At 69.2% G+C, this 18,736-nt stretch carries 17 protein-coding genes and 1 pseudogene; 7 read left to right on the top strand and 11 right to left on the bottom strand.

The features are described 5' to 3' along the window. The 3 genes and pseudogenes from QM624_RS07715 to QM624_RS07725 all read right to left on the bottom strand — a co-directional run. A pseudogene (locus QM624_RS07715) lies at positions 1-565 on the bottom strand (hypothetical protein); the annotation flags it as partial. Continuing rightward, a complete protein-coding gene (locus QM624_RS07720) occupies positions 565-1,992 on the bottom strand; it encodes a 3-oxoacyl-ACP reductase (protein ID WP_415090449.1) in 1,428 nt (475 codons plus the stop codon). The gene QM624_RS07720 and the pseudogene QM624_RS07715, both read right to left, overlap by 1 nt. Further along, positions 1,986-3,269, bottom strand: coding sequence for an acetyl-CoA C-acetyltransferase (locus tag QM624_RS07725; protein ID WP_415090451.1), 1,284 nt, complete (start codon positions 3,267-3,269; stop codon positions 1,986-1,988). The genes QM624_RS07720 and QM624_RS07725 overlap by 7 nt, the downstream gene beginning before the upstream one ends. Positions 3,270-3,351: 82 nt before the next feature. Here QM624_RS07725 and QM624_RS07730 point away from each other — a divergent pair, with 82 nt between their 5' ends. Both QM624_RS07730 and QM624_RS07735 read left to right on the top strand, forming a co-directional pair. Further along, entirely contained in the window at positions 3,352-4,023 is a 672-nt protein-coding gene (locus QM624_RS07730) for a TetR/AcrR family transcriptional regulator (RefSeq protein ID WP_415090453.1), read from the top strand. After that, positions 4,020-5,954 carry an acyl-CoA dehydrogenase gene (locus QM624_RS07735; protein WP_415090455.1) on the top strand — a complete coding sequence of 645 codons (1,935 nt, stop codon included), beginning with the start codon at positions 4,020-4,022 and terminating at the stop codon, positions 5,952-5,954. Before QM624_RS07730 ends, QM624_RS07735 begins: the two co-directional genes overlap by 4 nt. Positions 5,955-6,208: 254 nt before the next feature. On the opposite strand, the gene QM624_RS07740 is transcribed toward QM624_RS07735, so the two are convergent. The 4 genes from QM624_RS07740 to QM624_RS07755 all read right to left on the bottom strand — a co-directional run bounded on the left by QM624_RS07740 (position 6,209) and on the right by QM624_RS07755 (position 9,913). Next, on the bottom strand, positions 6,209-7,132 hold the full coding sequence (locus QM624_RS07740) for an SAM-dependent methyltransferase (protein ID WP_415090457.1): 924 nt from the start codon (positions 7,130-7,132) through the stop codon (positions 6,209-6,211). Between the two features lie 72 nt (positions 7,133-7,204). Next, positions 7,205-7,516 carry an AzlD domain-containing protein gene (locus QM624_RS07745; RefSeq protein ID WP_415090459.1) on the bottom strand — a complete coding sequence of 104 codons (312 nt, stop codon included), beginning with the start codon at positions 7,514-7,516 and terminating at the stop codon, positions 7,205-7,207. Then, a complete protein-coding gene (locus QM624_RS07750; protein ID WP_415090461.1) occupies positions 7,516-8,190 on the bottom strand; it encodes an AzlC family ABC transporter permease in 675 nt (224 codons plus the stop codon). The genes QM624_RS07745 and QM624_RS07750 overlap by 1 nt, the downstream gene beginning before the upstream one ends. 277 nt (positions 8,191-8,467) lie before the next feature. Then, the gene (locus QM624_RS07755) at positions 8,468-9,913 is read right to left on the bottom strand and encodes a uracil-xanthine permease family protein (RefSeq protein ID WP_415090463.1); all 1,446 of its coding nucleotides are present in this window, start codon (positions 9,911-9,913) and stop codon (positions 8,468-8,470) included. A gap of 208 nt (positions 9,914-10,121) precedes the next feature. On the opposite strand from QM624_RS07755, the gene QM624_RS07760 reads away from it, so the two are divergent. The 3 genes from QM624_RS07760 (at position 10,122) to QM624_RS07770 (ending at position 14,045) form a co-directional block, all read left to right on the top strand. Continuing rightward, positions 10,122-11,474 (top strand): sn-glycerol-1-phosphate dehydrogenase, encoded by a 1,353-nt coding sequence (locus tag QM624_RS07760; protein ID WP_415090465.1) that lies wholly within the window; start codon positions 10,122-10,124, stop codon positions 11,472-11,474. A 59-nt stretch (positions 11,475-11,533) separates the two neighbouring features. Next, entirely contained in the window at positions 11,534-13,195 is a 1,662-nt protein-coding gene (locus tag QM624_RS07765) for a ribulokinase (RefSeq protein WP_415090468.1), read from the top strand. Between the two features lie 145 nt (positions 13,196-13,340). Next, on the top strand, positions 13,341-14,045 hold the full coding sequence (locus tag QM624_RS07770) for an L-ribulose-5-phosphate 4-epimerase (protein WP_415090471.1): 705 nt from the start codon (positions 13,341-13,343) through the stop codon (positions 14,043-14,045). 138 nt (positions 14,046-14,183) lie between these two features. On the opposite strand, the gene QM624_RS07775 is transcribed toward QM624_RS07770, so the two are convergent. Genes QM624_RS07775 through QM624_RS07785 form a run of 3 tightly spaced genes read right to left on the bottom strand, consistent with a single transcriptional unit; the run spans position 14,184 to position 15,753 of the window. Continuing rightward, complete coding sequence (locus QM624_RS07775; RefSeq protein WP_415090473.1) at positions 14,184-14,774, bottom strand: GNAT family N-acetyltransferase; 591 nt, start codon at positions 14,772-14,774, stop codon at positions 14,184-14,186. A gap of 32 nt (positions 14,775-14,806) precedes the next feature. Then, positions 14,807-15,238 carry a DUF2231 domain-containing protein gene (locus tag QM624_RS07780; RefSeq protein WP_415090475.1) on the bottom strand — a complete coding sequence of 144 codons (432 nt, stop codon included), beginning with the start codon at positions 15,236-15,238 and terminating at the stop codon, positions 14,807-14,809. Positions 15,239-15,240: 2 nt separating this feature from the next. After that, complete coding sequence (locus QM624_RS07785; protein ID WP_415090477.1) at positions 15,241-15,753, bottom strand: hypothetical protein; 513 nt, start codon at positions 15,751-15,753, stop codon at positions 15,241-15,243. A 107-nt stretch (positions 15,754-15,860) separates the two neighbouring features. Between QM624_RS07785 and QM624_RS07790 the strand changes: the two genes are divergently transcribed. Both QM624_RS07790 and QM624_RS07795 read left to right on the top strand, forming a co-directional pair. Beyond that, entirely contained in the window at positions 15,861-16,430 is a 570-nt protein-coding gene (locus tag QM624_RS07790) for an RNA polymerase sigma factor (RefSeq protein WP_415090479.1), read from the top strand. Beyond that, positions 16,427-17,101 (top strand): hypothetical protein, encoded by a 675-nt coding sequence (locus tag QM624_RS07795; RefSeq protein ID WP_415090481.1) that lies wholly within the window; start codon positions 16,427-16,429, stop codon positions 17,099-17,101. Before QM624_RS07790 ends, QM624_RS07795 begins: the two co-directional genes overlap by 4 nt. Positions 17,102-17,162: 61 nt before the next feature. On the opposite strand, the gene QM624_RS07800 is transcribed toward QM624_RS07795, so the two are convergent. Further along, positions 17,163-18,707 carry a dolichyl-phosphate-mannose--protein mannosyltransferase gene (locus QM624_RS07800; RefSeq protein ID WP_415090511.1) on the bottom strand — a complete coding sequence of 515 codons (1,545 nt, stop codon included), beginning with the start codon at positions 18,705-18,707 and terminating at the stop codon, positions 17,163-17,165. Positions 18,708-18,736 lie beyond the last annotated feature (29 nt).

The raw sequence follows: 18,736 nt of genomic DNA on the forward strand, positions 1-18,736 counted from the left end.
CTTGTCGAGACCCGTCCTCACCCCGGATCGGTCCAGATTCGCCGTCCTCCGAGGGTCTCGACAAGCTCGACCGGCGGGAATCCTCGTCGTCCAGCCTCGCCGCCCGGCTCAGATAGCTGGAGCGTCCCTCCCAGACCCGCTCGCCGGCCACCAGCACCTCACTGACCAGGTCGACCAGGACGCCGCGGCGATGTGCACGCGGGCCCTCCGCGCGGACCCTCAACTCCAGCGGTTCACCGATCAACGTCGGACGCAGCTGGGTGATGGTGTTGCTCACATGCACCATGCCGAGCGGGGCGAGCGGGAAGTCCTCGGCGGTCATCAGGGTCAGTTGCAGCGGGAATGTCAGCACATGCAGCCAGGTGGAGGGCAGTTCGTCGGTCAGATCGAAGCCGCAGACCCGGTCATAGGCGGCGACGTCGGCGACCTCGCAGCGGTGATGCAGCAGGTTCACCACCCGGTCCGGCAGGCCCCCGGCGAGTGGCGGACGCCGGCGCGGCGACAGCGCGCGGGCGTACTGTGCCGCGGCGACCGGCATTCCGTCCAGGACGACGACGTCGCTCATCAGCGGCCCACCACCAGCTGGCCGCAGACCCGCAGCACCTGTCCGTTCATCGGCGTCGCCGGGTCGGCCAGGAAGACGATCGCCTCGGCGACATCGACCGGACGCCCACCCTGCAGCAGGCTGGACGAGCGGCGGAAGATCTCCCGGTCGATCACCGGGATCGACGCGGTCATATCGGTCTCGATGAAGCCGGGGGCAACGCCGTTCACCGCGATCCTGCGGTCGGCCAGCTGCGCGGACAGCGCCCGCACCATGCCCATCACGCCCGCCTTGGACGCCGCATAGTTGGTCTGGCCGCGGTTGCCGGCCCAGCCGCTGGTGGAGGCGATGGCGACGATGCGTCCGCCGTCCGCGACCCCGCCGGGACGGTCGGGGTCGAGCAGCGCGTCGTTGATCCGGAATTGGGCCGCCAGGTTCACCTCCAGCACCGCCGCCCAGCGCTGCTCATCGAGATTGGCCAGCAGCTTGTCCCGCAGAATGCCGGCGCAGTGCACCACGGCGTCGATGTGGGCGTCCGCGCCGTACCGCTCGGTCACATGCCGGGCGATCCGGTCGCCGGCGTCTGGCACGGTGATGTCGAGCTGCAGCGCGGTGCCGTGCACCTCGTTGGCGACCCCGGCCAGCGCCTGCCCGGCCACCGGGACGTCGACCACCACCACCCGGGCGCCCTCGGCACCGAACCGGCGGGCAATGGCTGCGCCGATGCCTCGAGCCGCCCCGGTGACCACCACGATCCGGCCCGCTGGTTGGTCGAGCTTGTCGGGACCCGGCTCGGTTTCGACACGCTCAACCGGCGGTAGCGGGGACAACACGAAGGGCTGGCCGTCCACATACGCCGACCGTCCTGACAAGGCGAAACGCAGCACCTGCGCCAGCTCGGACGGCGTGCTGCCGTCGGCGATCTGGATCAGATTGCAGGTGGCGCCGTAACGCAGTTCCTTGCCGACGCTGCGCATGATGCCGTCCAGCGCCTGCCGAACGGCCGCGGTCTCCACCTCGGACGCGGTGGCCGGGTCGGCGGCGATTATCAGCACCCGTCCGGACGGTTCCAGCGCCTTGACCGCCGGCCGCAGCACCGCCCGCACCTGCTCCAATTGCCCGATCCGGGTCGCCGCCGTGGCGTCCACGACGATCGCGCCGAGCCGTCCGGGGTAGGCGGGTGGCCGCTGCCGGCCGTCGGCGTCGGTGCTGCGGGCGTCCGGGGTGTCGACCAGCGCGGGCTGGGCGCTGATCCTAAGCGCGGTCAGGGCGTCCGCAACCAGCGAACCGGACGTGGGCTCGACGGTGCCCAGCGCGATCGCGCCGGTGGGGAAGGCCTCGCCGCGGCGCAGCACGGTGGCCTCGGGGAAGCCGGCCTTGGCGGCCACCGACCTGCCGACGCGGGAATCGAGTACCCCCGAGATGAGGTCGTCGAGTTTCATCAGCATGCCTCCACGATCGCGACCAGGCCCTGGCCGCCGGCGGCGCACACCGAGATCAGGCCGCGGTTGCCGGATCCGCGCTGGGCGAGCATCTTCGCCAGGCTGCCCAGGATGCGTGCCCCGGTCGCCGCGAACGGATGCCCGGCGGCCAGCGACGAGCCGTGCACATTGAGCTTGGCCCGGTCGATGGAGCCGAGCGGGCCGTCCAGGCCGAGCACATCGCGGCAGTAGCCGGCCGACTCCCAGGCGGCCAGCGTGCACAGCACCGTGGCGGCGAACGCCTCGTGGATCTCGTAGTAGTCGAAGTCCTGCAGAGCCAAACCGGTGCGACCGAGCAGTCGGGCGGTGGCGTGCACCGGTGCCATCAACAGGCCCTCGTTGCCGAGTATGTAGTCGACAGCGGCGGTCTCGGCGTCGACGATCCGGGCCAGCACTGGCAGATTGCGTGAGCGTGCCCAGCCCTCCTCGGCGAGCAGCACCGTCGCGGCGCCGTCCGAGAGCGGGGTGGAGTTGCCGGCGGTCATCGAGGCGTCCGGACCGTCGCCGAAGACCGGCCGCAGCTTCGCGAGCTTGTCGACCGAGGTGTCCGGTCGCAGCGGTTGGTCGCGGGTCAGGCCCAGATAGGGAGTCACCAGGTCGTCGAAGAAGCCCGATTCCCAGGCGGCGGCGAGATTGTGATGGCTGGCTGCGGCCAACTCGTCCTGCGCCTCGCGGGTGATGCCCCAGTGCGCGGTGGTCAGGGCTTGATGCTGGCCCATGTTCAGCCCCGTCCGGCGCTCGGCGGCCTTGGGCACTTCGGGCGCCAGATCGGAGGGTCGCACATGCGCCAGCGTCTTCGCCTTGTCGAGCGGGGTCTTGGCGGCGTTCAGCCGGATCAGCGTCCTCCGCAGCCGATCGCTCACCGCCACCGGCGAATCGGACGCCGAATCGACGCCCCCGGCAACGGCGACATCGAGTTGGCCGACCCGGATCCGGTTGCTGAGCTGGACGGCCGCGGTGAGGCTGGTCGCGCAGGCCTGCTGGACGTCGTAGGCGGGCGTCGCCGGGTGCAGCGCCGAGGACAGCACCGCTTCCCGGGTCAGGTTGAAGTCGCGGCTGTGCTTCAGCACCGCGCCGGCACCCACTTCGCCGAGGCGCTCGCCGGCCAACCCGAATCGTGCGGCCAGGCCGTCGATCGCGGCGGTCAGCATGTCGATATTGCTGGCCGAGGCGTAGGCGCCGCCGACCTTTCCGAACGGGATGCGGTTGCTCCCCACGATCACGGCGTTGCGCAGGTCTGCCATCGGAGCTCCTTCGATATGGAACCGCTGAGATTGTCGACACTCACAGTAGCAGGTACGAAAAGTACCGGGTACTGTGAGTGTCGTGAAAACCCCGCTTGCCAAGACGCCGGTCGACGGGCGCGACACGCGGTGGGCCGAACATCGGACGAAACGGCGCCGCGAACTCGTCGAGTCGACGCTGCGCGCCATCCGCAGACACGGCGCCACCGTCGGCATGGACGAGATCGCCGCCGAGGCGGGTACGTCCAAGCCGGTGATCTACCGGCACTTCGGCGACCGTCCGGGCCTCTATCGGGCGGTGGTCGAGAAGGTGGCCCAGTTCATCCTCGACGACCTGCGCGCCTCGGTGGACTGGGAGACGCCGCTCGACTGGAGGCAGGGGGAGGACCTCGGCCGGCTGATCCGCGACCTGACCCACAGCTACCTCGAACTGGTGCAGCGCGACCCGGAGATCTACCGCTTCGTGATGTCGCGACCGTTGGTCGAGGGCGACCTGAACGACGACCCGGTCACCGGGCTCACCACGCGCATCGGTGAGCGGATCGCCGAGCTGCTGCGCGCCAGCGGCCTGCCCGAGGACCGGGCCGCCACCTGGGGGCATGGGCTGGTCGGCTGCGTCCGGGCCGCCACCGATCAATGGATCAGGGCCGGCATGAACCGCCCGGCCACCGTCGTCGCCGACGATCTGTGCCTGCTGCTCGCGCCGGCTCAGCCGGCATCCCGCCTTGCCAACACCGTGGAAGGACACCGATGAGTACCGCCACCACCCGTACCGACACCCCTCTCGCCGGGGGCGATCTGGGCGCCGCCCTGCTGGCCGCCTTCGAGGGGCCGCACCACGAGCGGCGAGCCGCCGGACGGGCGGTGTTCCCCTCTGACGACATGCTGCGCGATCCGGCGCTCGACCTGGACCAGGCGCGGGCCTGGACCCTGGATCGTCTGCACGCCCTGGTCGCGGCCGGCATCGGCCAGGCGATCGTCGGGGTCGAACAGGCCACCGCCGACACCCAGATCCAGTCGCTGATCGACTTCGAGACCGTCGCCTACGGTGACCTGTCGGTGGCGATCAAATCCGGCGTCCAGCACGGTCTGTACGGGGGAGCGATCGCCGGCCTGGGCACCCCCGAGCATCATCAGCGCTACCTCGCTGACGCGCTCAGCCTGCGCACCCTCGGTTGCTTCGCGATGACCGAACGGGGCCACGGCAGCGACGTCGCCTCGCTGGAGACCACCATCAGCTACGACCCGGACGCCGGCGAGTTCGTCGTCCATTCGCCGCACAGGTCGTCGACGAAGACCTACATCGGCAGCGCCGCCGCGCACGGCCGGATGGCGACCGTCTTCGGCCAGCTCGTGGTGGACGGGGTCGAGCGCGGCGTGCACTGCATCCTGGTGCCGCTGCGCGACGCCGACGGCAATCCGTTGCCCGGCGTCAGCATCGGCGACAACGGTCACAAGGGCGGACTGCTCGGCGTCGACAACGGCACCATCGCCTTCGACCACGTCCGGGTGCCGCGCGCGATGCTGCTCGACAGGTTCGGCTCGGTGGACGAGCAGGGCCGCTACATCTCCTCGATCGAGAACCCCAACCGGCGCTTCTTCACCATGTTGGGTGCGCTGGTCCGGGGCCGGATCTGCATCGGCGGCGGTGCGGCGATCGCGGCTCGGCGGGCTTTGTCGATCGCGACCCGGTACGCCGAGCGCCGCACCCAGTTCCGGCATGCGCATTCGGACGAGGAATCGCCGCTGCTCGACTACCTGGCGCACCAGCGCAAGCTGCTGCCGGCGATCGCCCGGGCCTACGCGCTCGGCTTCGCCCAGAACGACCTGATCGACGCCTACGGCACGGTGAGTTCGGACAGCAACCATGACCCGCGGGCGCAACGCGCCCTGGAGACCCTCGCCGCCGGGCTGAAGGTGATGAACACTGACTTCGCCAACTCCGCGATCCAGACCTGCCGCGAGGCCTGCGGCGGCGCCGGTTACATGAGCGAGAACCAGCTGACCCAGCTGCGCGCCGACACCGATGTGTTCGCCACCTTCGAGGGCGACAACACGGTGCTGCTGCAACTGGTGGCCAAGGGCGTCCTCACCGACTATCGGGACGTCTGGGGCGGGTTGGGCCGGCTGGGTCTGGTGCAGGCATCCGCCCGGATGGTGGGCAGCGCGGTGATCGAGCGGACCGGCGCCGGACTGCTGGCCGAGCGGCTGGCCTCGACCGCCCGCCGCAGGGGCGATTCGGCGGCCTTCTACGACCGGGGCTGGCACGCCTGGATGTTCGAGGAGCGTGAGCGGCACAGCATCGACTCGCTGGCCCGCCGGATGCGCTCGGCCGATTCGAACTCGTTCGATCAGGTCAACGCCATGCAGGACCACGTACTGTTCGTGGCCCGTGCGCACATGGAACGGGTGATGCTCGACTCGTTCATCGCGGGCATCGAGAACTGTCCCGAGGGTGCCGCCCGCCAGACCCTGGAGGAGCTCTGCACCCTGTTCGCCCTGACCAGCCTGGAGTCGGACGCCGGCTGGTTCCTGGCCCACAACCGGATGTCGGACACCCGCGCGAAGGCGCTGCGCCGCCAGATCAACCAGCTGTGCGGCGACCTGCGTCCACGGGCGACCGCCCTGGTCGAAGGCTTCGGCATCCCCGCCGAATGGCTCGGTTCGGCCATGCTGGACGGCTAGCCTCGAACGTTGGGGGACGGTTCTTTCACGTCCGAATTTCGCACGTCGGGGGACGGTTCTTTCGCGTTCGAATCTCGCACGTCGAGGGACGGTTCTCTCGCGGTCGTCTCCGGTGTGTCCGCCGGGTTAAGGACGCGTTGATCATTCACGTCATCCCGGGCTCTCAAGCGGGAGAGATCCCGGATCAAGTCCGGGATGACGATGGCGGGGATTTAATCGGTGCTTCCCTAAGCGCCGCAACTCCGTAGCGCCTGTCACCCGCGGAGGCAGAAGTACGACATTCCTAGGACGCCCCGATAGCCGTCCTGATAGGCGGCGCGCTGCTGTTCATGGCGCCGCCGCACCTCGGCAGCGGCGGGATGATCTCCTCCGTTGAGTTCCAGCCACCGGGTGTACCTGGCGCGGAAACCGGCCTCGAAGACGTCCCACTCCTGGAGGCTCGCCTGGTCGTGGTCGATCACCTCGAACCCAGCGGCCTGCACCTGCTCTTCGAGGGCACCCGCCGTGAGGTACTCGTCCTCACGACCGGCTAGCGGGGCCATCGCCGCGGGATGAGGTGCCCTTGACCAGATCGCCTCGCCATAGACCATCTGCCCGCCGGGACGGACGAGCTGTCGAAGGGCGCGCAGAGCTGCGACGTAGTCGAGCGGCTGTGCGTCCTCCACCGGCAGCCCCCAGATGTGGCTCGCCCCGATGCAGATAACGGCCTCGGCGGGTTCAGCTTCGGCTTCCATCCCGGTCATCGCCACGAAGGTGGCTCTCTCGGCCAGCCCCCGCGCTGCTGCCTGGTGAGTCGCGCGCGCGATCGGCCCCGCTGCGCTGTCGACGCCTCGGCCTCGTGCCTGTGGCGCCGCCGCGAGGACCCGAAGGAGCAGCTCACCCCACCCGCAGCCCATGTCGAGGACGTCGGCGGGCTGCGGTTCGGCGAGGAAGCGCACGAGTCGGCCGGCACGATCCTCCGAGAGTGGAGTGAGCCAGGTCAAGGACTCGTGGAGGGGCGGTAGATCAAGGGCGCTGTCAGCTGTCATCTGGGCAATCTTCCCAACTCCCGACGAATCTGCGGAAACGAGGCGAATCTCGCACGTGCAAGAACCGTCCTCGCTCGTTCGAATCTCGGACGCGGGAGAACCGTCCCCGAACATTCGAGATTCGCAACTGGAAGAACCGTCCCCGAACATTCGAAAATCGCATGCGGAAGAACCGTCCCCGAGTATTCGCCCGAGTATTCGTGGGGGCTGACCACCGAGGGGTTAGGGGAGGCCGGCCCAGCGGCCGGCGGCGGTGGCGACGGCGCCGACTATCACCACGACGATGTAGGGCCAGTTGAGCTTCAGCGCCAGGGCGGCGGCGGCCAGGCCGAGCAGCCGCGAGTCGAGCACCAGCGACTGGCCTTTGGCGACGGTGTTGCTGACCACCAGGGACGCGAGCAGGCCGACGGTGAGCGCCGCCGCCAGGGACGGCACGAACGGCCGGTCCAGCACCGACTTGGGCAACAGGTAGCCGGACACTTTCAGCGCGTAGGCCGCGGCACAGGAGAGCAGCACCCAGATCCACAGTTCCATCAGGCGGCCCTCCGTTGCTGGACGGCCCAGACGCCGGCGGCGACCACGGCCGCGATGATGATCGGCAGGCCGGGCGGGGTGAGTGGGGTGAACACCACCGTGACGAAGGCGCACACCACGGCGATCGCGATCGGGTCGCGTCCGTGCAGCCGCGGCCAGAGCAGGCCCAGGAAGGCGGCGCAGGCGGCGCCGTCCAGCCCCCACATCGCCGGATCGCCCATCGCGTTGCCGGCCAGCGCCCCGACCAGGGTGAACAGATTCCAGGTCAGGAACACGCCGAGGCCGGCCGTCCAGAAGCCGCGGCGCTGCTCGTCCGGCTCCTGCTGGGCGGTGGCATTGGCCATCGACTCGTCGATGGTGAACTGCGCGTACACCGGTGCCATCGGACGCCGCGGGCGTAGCAACGCCTCCAACTGCATGCCGTAGACGCCGTTGCGCAGCCCGAGCAGGGTGGCGGCGGTCAACGCGCTCAACCCCGTCCCACCGCCGCCGATCACGCCGACGAAGGCGAACTGCGAGCCGCCGGTGAACATCAGCAGGCTGAGCGCACAGGTCTGCGCCACGCTCAGCCCGGCCGCGACACCGAGCGCGCCGAATGACACCCCGTAGATACCGACCGCGGCCGCGATCGACAGCCCGGAGCGGACGGCGGGAGTGAGAGTCGGACGGGGCACGCCGGGCAGCCTAACCCCGGTGGGCGGTTCGACCGGCACAAGCGTGAGTTTCGTCATCCCGGACTCGATCCGGGATCTCCGGCGCGCACTAGTTGGACGGAGATCCCGGCGTTCGCCGGGATGACAAGTGGGCCGGCATGACGGGCGGGCCGGGGTTGCCCACACGTCCGCCGCTCGTCAAATAGCGACCGATTCTGTGGTCGCTCCGCCTGCACGCGCTCAGCCTGGCGAAAATCGGTCGCGGATCAGCGGATCAGCGGATCAGCGGATCAGCGGATCAGCGGGCCGGCGGGTTGTCGTCCGAGTCGGTCCAGGCGCCCGGCTCGTCGACGATCAGGACGGCGCCGTGCGTCTCTGCTCGAAGCTCCGCCGGTGCCAGCGCTCGGGCCAGGTGGTAGACCGCGACGGTGACGATGGTGCCCAGGGCGATGCCGCTCAGCACAAAGCCGGGCACGATCTCGAGCGAGACGTCACCGATTCCGATGATGATGCCGGCCGCGACCGGAACCAGGTTGATCGGATTGCCGAAGTCGACCCGGTTCTCCTTCCAGATCTTGGCGCCAAGCAGGCCGATCATGCCGTACAGCACCACCGTGATGCCGCCCAGCACCCCGCCGGGCGTCGCCGAGATGATGGCGCCGAACTTCGGCGAGAAGCCGAACAGGATCGCCACCACCGCGGCCACCACGTAGGCGGCGGTCGAATACACCCGGGTGGCGGCCATCACACCGATGTTCTCCGCATAGGTGGTGGTCGGGCCGGCGCCGACAGCGGTCGCCAGCACCGATCCGACACCGTCCGCGGCGATCGCCCGGCCCATGTCGCGGTCCAGGTTCGTGCCGGTCATCTCGGCCACCGCCTTCACATGTCCGGTGTTCTCGGCGATCAGCGCGATCACCACCGGCAACGCGATCAGCGCGAAGGCGAAGTTGAAGTTCGGGGCATGCAGCCCGACCACATTGCCGGCGGCCTGGAACTGCCAGTGGGCCAGGTCGGTGAGCGGCGGGAAACCGATCAGCGGCGCGGCCTCGACCGCGCTCCAGTCCACCCGCAGATGGGTGGTCACCTCACCGGCCGCCGGGCTGAACGAGGTGATCGGACCCGACACCACGTCCGCCAACCAGCTCACCAGGTAGCCGATCAGCAGCGACAGGAAGATCGCGATCCGGCCCAGGAAGCCCCGCACGCCGACGCTGAGCACCACCACGACGAGCATCACGAACAGTGCGATCCACTGGTCCTGCGGCCAGTAGGTGCCGGCCACCACCGGGGCCAGGTTGAAGCCGATCAGCATCACCACCGCACCGGTCACCACCGGCGGCAGCGCGGCGTGGACCACCCGCGACCCGGCGAAGTGGATGATCACGCCGACGATGAACAGCAGCACGCCGACCCACAGCATCGCGCCGGTCAGGTCGGCCGGGTTGCCGCCCGCGCCGTAGATGGCGGTCGCCACCCCGACGAAGGACGCCGACGAACCCAGATAGCTGGGCACCCGGCCCTGCACCACCAGCAGGAACACCAGCGTGGCGATGCCGGACATCATCACCGCCAGTTGCGGATTCAGCCCCATCAGCAGCGGGAAGACGAAGGTGGCGCCGAACATCGCCACCACGTGCTGGGCACCGAGCCCGATCGTCTTTCCCCAGGACAGTCGCTCGTCGGGGGCGACCACGCCGCCCGGCTGCAGTGTCCCGTCCCCGTGCAGTTTCCACAGCGGCATGGCGGATCCTCTCGTCGGCGGCGACAGCACCCTATGCCGAGCCGCGGACGAGCCGGCGCCGACGAATCTGCTGAGACGCGCCCGCGCGGCGCGTCCGATATGCCCACCAACTCCCGACTCGGGATGAGAAGTTTGGTTGGGAAATCACCACAACTGGTGTGGGTGGGTTAGCCTCACGTCACACGCAGCATCGACCCGAAGGAGTGTCATGCCCGAAACCCTCATCGAACGCGCGCTTCGCACAGCCACCGATACCAAGGCGATCGAAGCCGGCCGCGGCGTCGTGGACCGTACCGGTGACGTCTTCGCCCGGCTCTTCCCCGGACGCACCGCGATCATCGTGGCCGACGAGAACCATTGGCGGGTCGCCGGCGAACAGGTGGTCGCCTCGCTGACCGCCGCGGGCGTACCCCAGGCCGAGCCCTACATCTTCCCCGGTACGCCCACGCTGTACGCGGGCTACAACAACATCGAAACCCTCCGTGACGCGATCGCCGACATCGACGCGGTCGTCGTCGCAGTCGCCTCCGGCACCCTCAACGACATCGCCAAGCGCGCCGTCAGCGAACTCGACCGGCCCTACATGTGCGTCGGTACCGCCGCTTCGATGGACGGCTACGCCTCGTTCGGCGCCTCCATCACCAAGGACGGCTTCAAGCAGACCCTCAGCTGCCCCGCCCCGGCAGCGGTGGTCGCCGACCTCGACATCATGGCCGGCGCGCCGCAGCGGCTGACCGCCACCGGTTTCGGCGACCTGATCGAGAAGGTGCCGGCCGGCGGCGACTGGATCATCGCCGACGAACTCGGCATCGAGCGGATCGACCCGGCCGTCTGGGATCTGGTGCAGGGCCCGCTGCGCGACGCGCTGTCCGACCCGCAGGGCTGCAAGGACGGCAACCCGGACGCGCTCAGCGGCCTCGCCGAGGGCCTGATCATGTCGGGGCTGGCCATGCAGGCGTTCGCGTCGTCGCGTCCGGCTTCGGGCGGCGGCCACCACTTCAGCCACCTGTGGGAGATGGAGCACTACGGACTCGACTGGGATCCGCCGCTCTCGCACGGTTTCAAGGTCGGCCTGGGCACGGTCTCGGTGGCCGCGTTGTACGAGGTGGTGCTGGCCAACGACATTCCGGCGATGATCGACATCGACGCCGCGGTGGCCGCCTGGCCAAGCTGGGAGGAGACCGAGGCCAAGCTGCGCGCCGCGCTCACCCCCGACCTGCATGAGGCCGCGCTGGCCCAGACCAAGGGCAAGTACATCGACGCCGACGCGCTGCGCGCCCGGCTGCAGTTGACCGTCGAGCGCTGGCCGTCCATCTCGGCGCGACTGCGCGAGCAACTGCTGCCGGCCAAGGTGCTGCAGGAGAAGCTGGACACCGTCGGCGCCATCACCCACCCCGACCAGATCGGCATGGACCGCGACCGCTTCCGGGACACCTACCACCGGGCCCGCTGGATCCGGACCCGGTACGTGCTCACCGATCTGCTGACCGAGGCCAACATCATCGACCCGCTGGTCGATGAGCTGTTCGCGCCCGGCGGCTACTGGGCCGAACGCTTCTGAGCGCGGCCCACTTTTTGACCCCTGGTCGCGACGATGCGGCCGAGAAAGGAACACGCAGGATGTCAGACGAGAAGTACGTGTGCGGTATTGACTACGGCACACTCTCCGGGCGGGCGATCATCGTCCGGGTCAGCGACGGCAAAGAGATGGGCACCGCCGTCCACGAATACCGGCACGCGGTGATGGACCGGGTGCTCAGCGCGCACAAAGACGAGCCGCTGCCACCCGAGTTCGCACTGCAGTACCCCGAGGACTACATCGAGGTGCTGAAGATCGCCATCCCGGAGGCGATCCGCAACTCCGGCGTGAAGCCCGAGGACATCATCGGCGTAGGCACCGACTTCACCTCGGCCACCGTGATGCCGACCGATGAGAACGGCTGGCCGCTGTGCCAGCGGCAGGAGTACGCCGACCGTCCGCACGCCTACGTGAAGTTGTGGAAGCACCACGGCGGCCAGGCCGAGGCCGACCAGATCATCGAGGTCGCCCGCAAGCGCGGCGAGAGCTGGCTGCCCCGCTACGGCGACACGCTGTCGTCGGAGTTCATGCTGCCGAAGCTGCTCGAGACCTTCCATAAGGATCGCGAGATCTACGACAAGATGACCTACTTCGTCGACGCCGTGGACTGGATCGTCTGGCAGCTCACCGGCAACTACGTCCGGTCGGCCGGCGCCACCGGCTACAAGGCGCTGTACCAGGACGGCAAGTTCCCGTCCCGGGACTTCTTCGCCGATCTCGACCCGGAGTTCGCCGGCGCGCTCGACAAGCTGGAGGCCCCGGTCGGCCAGCTCGGCGACAAGGCCGGCGAGATCACCGTTGAGGCCGCGGCCTGGACCGGTCTGAAGGCGGGCACCCCGGTGTCGGTCGGCAACATCGACGCGCACGTCGCCACCCCGGCCGTGCAGGGCGTCGAGAACGGCCAGCTGACCGCCAGCCTCGGCACCTCCGCGGTGTACGTGGTCTCCGGTCCCGAGCTGCGCGAAGTGCCGGGCATGTTCGGCGTCGTCGACGGCGGCCTGGTCAAGGGCGCCTGGGGCTTCGAAGCCGGCCAGTCGGCGGTGGGCGACATCTTCGCCTGGTTCGTCAAGAACTGCGTGCCGGAGTCCTACCAGGACGAGGCGGACGGCCGGGGCATCTCGCTGCACCAGCTGCTCACCGAGAAGGCCGAGAAGCAGAACATCGGCGAGCACGGCCTGATCGCGCTCGACTGGCACAACGGCAACCGGTCCATCCTGGTCGACACCAACCTGTCCGGCCTGATGATCGGCCAGACGCTGACCACCACCCCGGAGGATCAGTACCGGGCGCTGCTCGAGGCGACCGCCTTCGGCTTCCGGACGATCATCGAATCGTTCACCTCCAACGGTGTCGAGATCACCGAGGTGATCGCGGCGGGCGGTCTGCTGAAGAACAAGTTCCTGATGCAGATGTACTCCGACGTGACCCGCAAGCCGCTGTCGCTGGCCGACACCGGCTACGCCGGCGCGCTCGGTTCGGCGATCCACGGTGCGGTGGCGGCCGGGGCCTACCCGAACGTGCACACCGCTGCGGCGGCGATGGGCAAGAAGATCCCGAACGCCTACACGCCGAACGAAGAGGCGTCCGCCCAGTACGACAAGCTGTTCGCCGAGTACACGCTGCTGCATGACTACTTCGGTCGCGGTGGCAACAAGGTGATGTACCGCTTGAAGGACATCAAGCGCCAGGCAATGGGTCACTGACCCGGTAAGCGCTGATTTCGCCGGTCGAGCTTGTCGAGACCTCTCGCAAGGGGGTTTCGACAAGCTCAACCGGCGAAATGCCGCATTGAGCCAGTGTCCGCACGGCGCAGTTCCCGTTTCGCCCACGCAAGAAAGGAAGCCACCGATGACGATTCGTTTGACTGACCTGCCGGACGAGGTGCAGGCAGCCGTGCAGCGCACCCGCGAAGAGGTCGCCGCGCTGCACGCCGAGCTGACCCGCTACGAGCTGGTGGTGTGGACGGCGGGCAACGTGTCCGGGCGGGTGCCGGGCGCCGAACTGATGGTGATCAAGCCGTCCGGAGTGTCCTACGACGAGCTGAGCGCCGAGACCATGGTGGTCTGCACCCTGGACGGCAACAAGATCGACGACGGCACCCCGGACACCCTGGCCCCGTCGTCCGACACCGCGGCGCACGCCTACGTGTACCGGCACATGCCCGAGGTCGGCGGTGTCACCCACACCCATTCCACCTACGCCACGGCATGGGCGGCGCGCGGGCAGGAGATTCCCTGCGTGCTGACCATGATGGGCGACGAGTTCGGCGGACCGATCCCGGTCGGCCCGTTCGCGATCATCGGCGACGACTCGATCGGACGCGGTATCGTCGAAACCCTGCGCGGTTCCCGCTCGCCGGCGGTGCTGATGCAGAACCACGGCCCGTTCACCATCGGACGCGACGCGCGAGCCTCGGTGAAGGCCGCCGCGATGTGCGAAGAGGTGGCCCGGACGGTGCACGCCGCCATGCAGCTCGGTGACCCGATTCCGATCCCCCAGGAGTTCATCGACCGGCTCTACGACCGCTACCAGAACGTCTACGGCCAGCACTGACGGCTTACCGCGGCGTCGTCATCCCGGCCGGACGCCGGGATCTCCTTGCCCGCTCGTGGGACTGACTGCGGAGGTCCCGGATCAAGTCCGGGATGACGAGGATCAAGTCCGAGATGACGAACGACCGGAATGACAACCTCATTCCTGGTGCTCTGCGTCGTGCCACTCGTCGGCGAGCAGGGCGTAGGTCATGCCGTCCAGCCAGCCCAGTTCGCGGTGCAGGGACTCGGCGACGGAGTAGAGCTCGCGGCGCATACCGAGTCGCTCCATCAACCGCCAGGACGGCTCGTTGGCGGCGAAGCAACTGGCCTCGAGGCGGCGGATCCCGAGCTGGTCGAAGCACAGCGTGATGGCCGCCCGGACGGCTTCGGTGGCGTAGCCGTGGCCCTGTTCGGAAGGGTTCAACGTCCAGCCGAGTTCGGCCTGCACCCCGTGGGCCTGGACGGCGACCTCTGCTTGCGCCCAGGCGTCCGACACCCGCAGCATCAGGTCGCCGATCGGGACGCCGTCCAGCTCGACGATCAGCGTGCAGGCCAGCCGCTCCGGGCTGGGGAAGGAGCGCAGGTACTCGTTCCGGGTGGGTGCCGCGCTCAGCCACCGGTTCACCTCGGGCAGGCCGCGCCACTCCCAGGTTGCCTCCGCGTCGGACGGCTCGGCCGGGCGCAACGACAGCCGTGCGGTGCGCACCGGCCAGCTGATCCGGGCGAAGGCGCCGTAGTTGTTCTCCACCGGGTCGAGCCTACGAGGCGGCGGCCGTGGCGCTAGCCGCCCCAGACCGCGGTCGCCCCGCTGTGTCCGGTGAGCACCACTAGCACCAGGCCGGCGACGGCGCTGATCGCGGTCAGTGCCACCAGCACCCACCAGCCGGCTCGCGAGCGGTTCTCCGCCCACAGCGCGCACGGCAGCAGCAGCGCCAGCGCGACGGCCGGGAACACCGCGAGCTGTCCCCACATCTCGTGGGCCTCGAAGGCGGGTCCGCCGGCGCTGATCTGGTCGGCGAGCGCCGGCCCGGAGAGCCGCGCCGCGAGGGTGGCGGCCGCACCCGCGACGGCTACCAGCACGGTCAGCCAGCCGTAGCGGGCACGCACCCACGACGAGAACAGCACCGCCAGCGCACCCAGTGCCGCCAACGGCACCAGAACCACCGCGCCATGCACCACCAGCGGATGCAGCGGCAGGCCGAAGACGTCCACGATCAGCCCTTGACCGCGGTGCCGTCGCGGTTCAGCACGTACCAAACCTTGTTCACGTCCTGCCCGGTGACGTCGCCCGGCTTGCTGTCCTGCTCCCAGTAGTAGAGCGGCCAGCCGTTGTAGCTGGCCTGGGTGCTGCCGTCGGCGCGGGTGAACGAACCCAGCTTGGCGGCGTCCACACCCTTGCCGGCGGTCGGTTTGCCGAGCAGGGGCGGCCAGGCAGCCAGGCATTGGCCGGTGCAGTTGCTGGTGTTCGGGGTGTCCTTGGTGAACAGGTAGAGGGTCATCCCCTTGCCGTCCACCAGGATCGTGCCGAGGCTGCTGTCGGCCATCGCGAGCGTCAGCGTCGCCGCGTCCGCTTCCGACGGAGCAGGCGCGGGCACGCTGGACGCCGACGCACTCGGCGCCGGCGCGCTGGACGACGGCGCGGCCGGGGTGGCCGCCGTGCAGGCGCTGAGCAGCACCAGGGCGAGAGCCGGCAGCATCGTGACGGCCGGACGGGAACGTGTGACCATGGGATTCCTCCTCGGATCAGGTGGTCTTGCAGGTGATACGGACGAAATGGCTTCGCGGATTGCGGTCCGGCGCAATCTTTCGGCCGGGTTCGTCCGTATCGATTGATGTGGGTCTGTTCTCGCTGTCCGACCGGGCGTCCGACGCCGCGCTGGTGGCCGGCCTGGCGCTGAACGACGAGCCGTCCGCGACTGCCTTCGTCCGCCGCTTCCAGGGACCGGTCTTCGGCCTGGCGCTGTCGATCACCCGCGACCGGGTGCTGGCCGAGGACGTCGCCCAGGAGGCGTTCCTGCGGGCATGGCGGGCGGCGGCCAGCTACGACCGGCGGCGCGGATCGGTGCTCACCTGGCTGTTGACCATCGCTCGCAATGTGGCCATCGACGCGATCCGCGCCAGGCGGTCCACACCGGTGGAATCGGGGGAGTTGGAGTTGCTGTTGGCGACCACGTTGAAGGGTGCGGTTCCGGACGGCGCGGGCGGCCGGGTAGAGGCCCTGGCCGCGGTCGAGCGGCTCGGACGGCTGCCCGCCGAACAGGCCCGAGCGGTGGTGCTGGCCGTGATCGGCGGACGCACGGCGAACGAGGTGGCCGAACATGAGGGCATTCCGCTGGGCACCGCCAAGACCAGGATCCGCACCGGACTGCTGCGCATGCGACAGGCGATGGAGGCCGAGACATGAACGAATGGCATCCCGATCCCGACCAGCTGGTCGCGCTGGCGCTGGCCGATGTGACTGGTGATGAGCAGGAGCGGCTGGTGGCGCACCTGGCCGCCTGCTCGGTGTGCCGCGACGAATATGCGCAGCTCTCCGACGGCCTGCAGCAGACGCTCACCGCCGCGGTCTCGATCGCCCCGCCCGCCGGCTTCTCCGGCCGGGTGTTGGAGGCCATGGATTCAGGCTCGGACGCCCCGGCCGCCGGACGTCCGCCACGGATGCGGCTGCTGATGGTGGCCTGTGTGCTAGCCGGGCTGCTGCTGGGCATCGGAGGTTCGTTCGGAGTCAGCGCCTGGCTGAACCGGCCACCGGCCACCAGCACCCTGCCGGCGCCGACCGCCACCCGACTGGTCACCGCCGACGGCGTCGAGGTGGGGTCGGTGGGGCTCACCCGGCGCGACGGCAAGGCGTACCTGCTGCTCAACGTCACCGCCGGCCGCAGCGGCGTCCGCTACGACTGCATGCTGGTCAATCCGGACGGCAGCCGGCGCAACGGCGGCAGCTGGACGCTGTCCGACGAGTACGGACGGGGTACCGCGTCCGGGTCATGGCTGGTGCCGATCACCGGCGACCCGCCGGTCGCGGTGGAACTCGTCGGACCCTCCGGCGCGGTGTGGGCCCAGGGGAGGTTCTAGGGCCCCGTTGGTCGAGCTTGTCGAGACCTCGATTTCGACAAGCTCAATCAGCAGTGCCCGGCTAGATCCAGGAGCGCAGCCACATCCGGGCCAGCCACTGTGAATAGGGCAGCAGCTGATCGGTGAGCACCGGATAGATCCAGGCGAAGTTGGCGGCGACCAGGGCGACCGCGACGCCGACGATGATCGCGCCGCGTCGCCGTCCGGGACTGTTCGCCGGGCCGAGGATCAACCCCATCACCATCGCCAACCCGGTCACGGTGAACGGGATGATGGTGATCGCGTAGAAGAAGAACTGGGGCCGGTCGGTGTAGTTGAACCAGGGCAGGTAGGTCGCCAGGGCCGCCAGCACCGGGACGCCGAAGCGCCAGTCGCGTCCGCCGATCCACCACACCACGCAGACCACCAGGGCGATCGCTGCCATCCACCACAACACTGGGGTGCCCATCGCCGAGATCACCCGGATGCAGTTCTCGGGGCCGACGCAGCCGTCCGTCCCGGGGGCGATGTCGTTGACCGCGTCGAAGCCGGTGGGCCGCAGCATCGCCAGCCAGCCGGCCGGGTGCGCGTCGTAGGGATGGGTGGCCTGGTTGATGTAGTCGCCGGTGTGGAATTCGTAAATCTCCTTGTGGTACCACAGCAGCGAGGCGAATCGTTCGCCGAACGCGGCCACCCAGGGGTGGTCGGGATTGTCCTGGCCCCAGTTCCGGTCGTAGCCGCCGGTGGTCATCAGCCAGCCCGTCCAGGTGGACAGGTAGACCGCCACTGCGACCACGACCATTCGGATGAAGGCCGGAATGCCGTCCACCAGCACCGCCAGCCACGAGCGCCAATCGGCACCGGCCAGCCGGCGCGCGCCGACGTCCCAGAGCACGCCGAGAATGCCGAACACGGCGAGCACGAAGACCGAGTTCCATTTGCAGCCCAGCGCCGCGCCGAACATCAGCCCGGCGGCCAGCCGCCAGGGCCGCAACCAGACGATCGGGCCGAAGCTGCCGCCGAAGTCGGGCCGTCCGGAGCGGTCCAGCAGATCGGCCAGCCGGTGCCGGTACCAGTCCCGGTCGGCGACGCAGCAGGCCACCGCAGCCACCAGGAACACAGCCTGGAAGATGTCCAGCAGCGCGGTCCGGCTCATCACGAAGGCCAGCCCGTCCAGGGTGAGCAGAATGCCGGCGATGCCACCGATCAGCGTCGAGCGGGAGAGTCGACGGGCCAGCCTGATAGTGGCGAAGACCAGCAGCGAGCCGAACACGCAGGCCATGAACCGCCAGCCGAACGCGTTCATCCCGAACCACTGCTCGCCGAGCGCGATCAGCCATTTGCCCAGCGGTGGGTGGACGACGAACTCGGCACTGTCGGACCAGCCGGTGACGTTGCCCGCCACGATCGCGTCGTTGGCGTTGTCGGGCCAGTTGCGTTCGTAGCCGAAGTGCAGCAGCGTCCAGGCGTCCTTGGCGTAGTAGGTCTCGTCGAAGACCAGGTTCTTCGGGTAGCCCAGGTTCTGGATGCGGATCAGGAACGCCAGCAGGGTGATCGACAGGGTGACCACCCAGCCGGCGGCGGAGTCGCGCATGGTGCCGTCGCGCAGCCGCTCGACGGTGGTCAGATCGTCACGCGAGTTCGGCGGCTGCCAGC

It is taken from the genome of Micropruina sp., from assembly GCF_047606365.1.
Lineage (GTDB): Bacteria > Actinomycetota > Actinomycetes > Propionibacteriales > Propionibacteriaceae > Micropruina.

What these genes read in the sequence shown, in the direction of transcription:
- QM624_RS07720 (WP_415090449.1), bottom strand. Translation starts at nt 1,992, where the DNA reads ATGCTGATGAAACTCGACGACCTCATCTCGGGGGTACTCGATTCCCGC.
- QM624_RS07725 (WP_415090451.1), bottom strand. Translation starts at nt 3,269, where the DNA reads ATGGCAGACCTGCGCAACGCCGTGATCGTGGGGAGCAACCGCATCCCG.
- QM624_RS07735 (WP_415090455.1), top strand. Translation starts at nt 4,020, where the DNA reads ATGAGTACCGCCACCACCCGTACCGACACCCCTCTCGCCGGGGGCGAT.
- QM624_RS07740 (WP_415090457.1), bottom strand. Translation starts at nt 7,132, where the DNA reads ATGTTCGGGGACGGTTCTTCCAGTTGCGAATCTCGAATGTTCGGGGAC.
- QM624_RS07745 (WP_415090459.1), bottom strand. Translation starts at nt 7,516, where the DNA reads ATGGAACTGTGGATCTGGGTGCTGCTCTCCTGTGCCGCGGCCTACGCG.
- QM624_RS07755 (WP_415090463.1), bottom strand. Translation starts at nt 9,913, where the DNA reads ATGCCGCTGTGGAAACTGCACGGGGACGGGACACTGCAGCCGGGCGGC.
- QM624_RS07760 (WP_415090465.1), top strand. Translation starts at nt 10,122, where the DNA reads ATGCCCGAAACCCTCATCGAACGCGCGCTTCGCACAGCCACCGATACC.
- QM624_RS07765 (WP_415090468.1), top strand. Translation starts at nt 11,534, where the DNA reads ATGTCAGACGAGAAGTACGTGTGCGGTATTGACTACGGCACACTCTCC.
- QM624_RS07770 (WP_415090471.1), top strand. Translation starts at nt 13,341, where the DNA reads ATGACGATTCGTTTGACTGACCTGCCGGACGAGGTGCAGGCAGCCGTG.
- QM624_RS07785 (WP_415090477.1), bottom strand. Translation starts at nt 15,753, where the DNA reads ATGGTCACACGTTCCCGTCCGGCCGTCACGATGCTGCCGGCTCTCGCC.
- QM624_RS07795 (WP_415090481.1), top strand. Translation starts at nt 16,427, where the DNA reads ATGAACGAATGGCATCCCGATCCCGACCAGCTGGTCGCGCTGGCGCTG.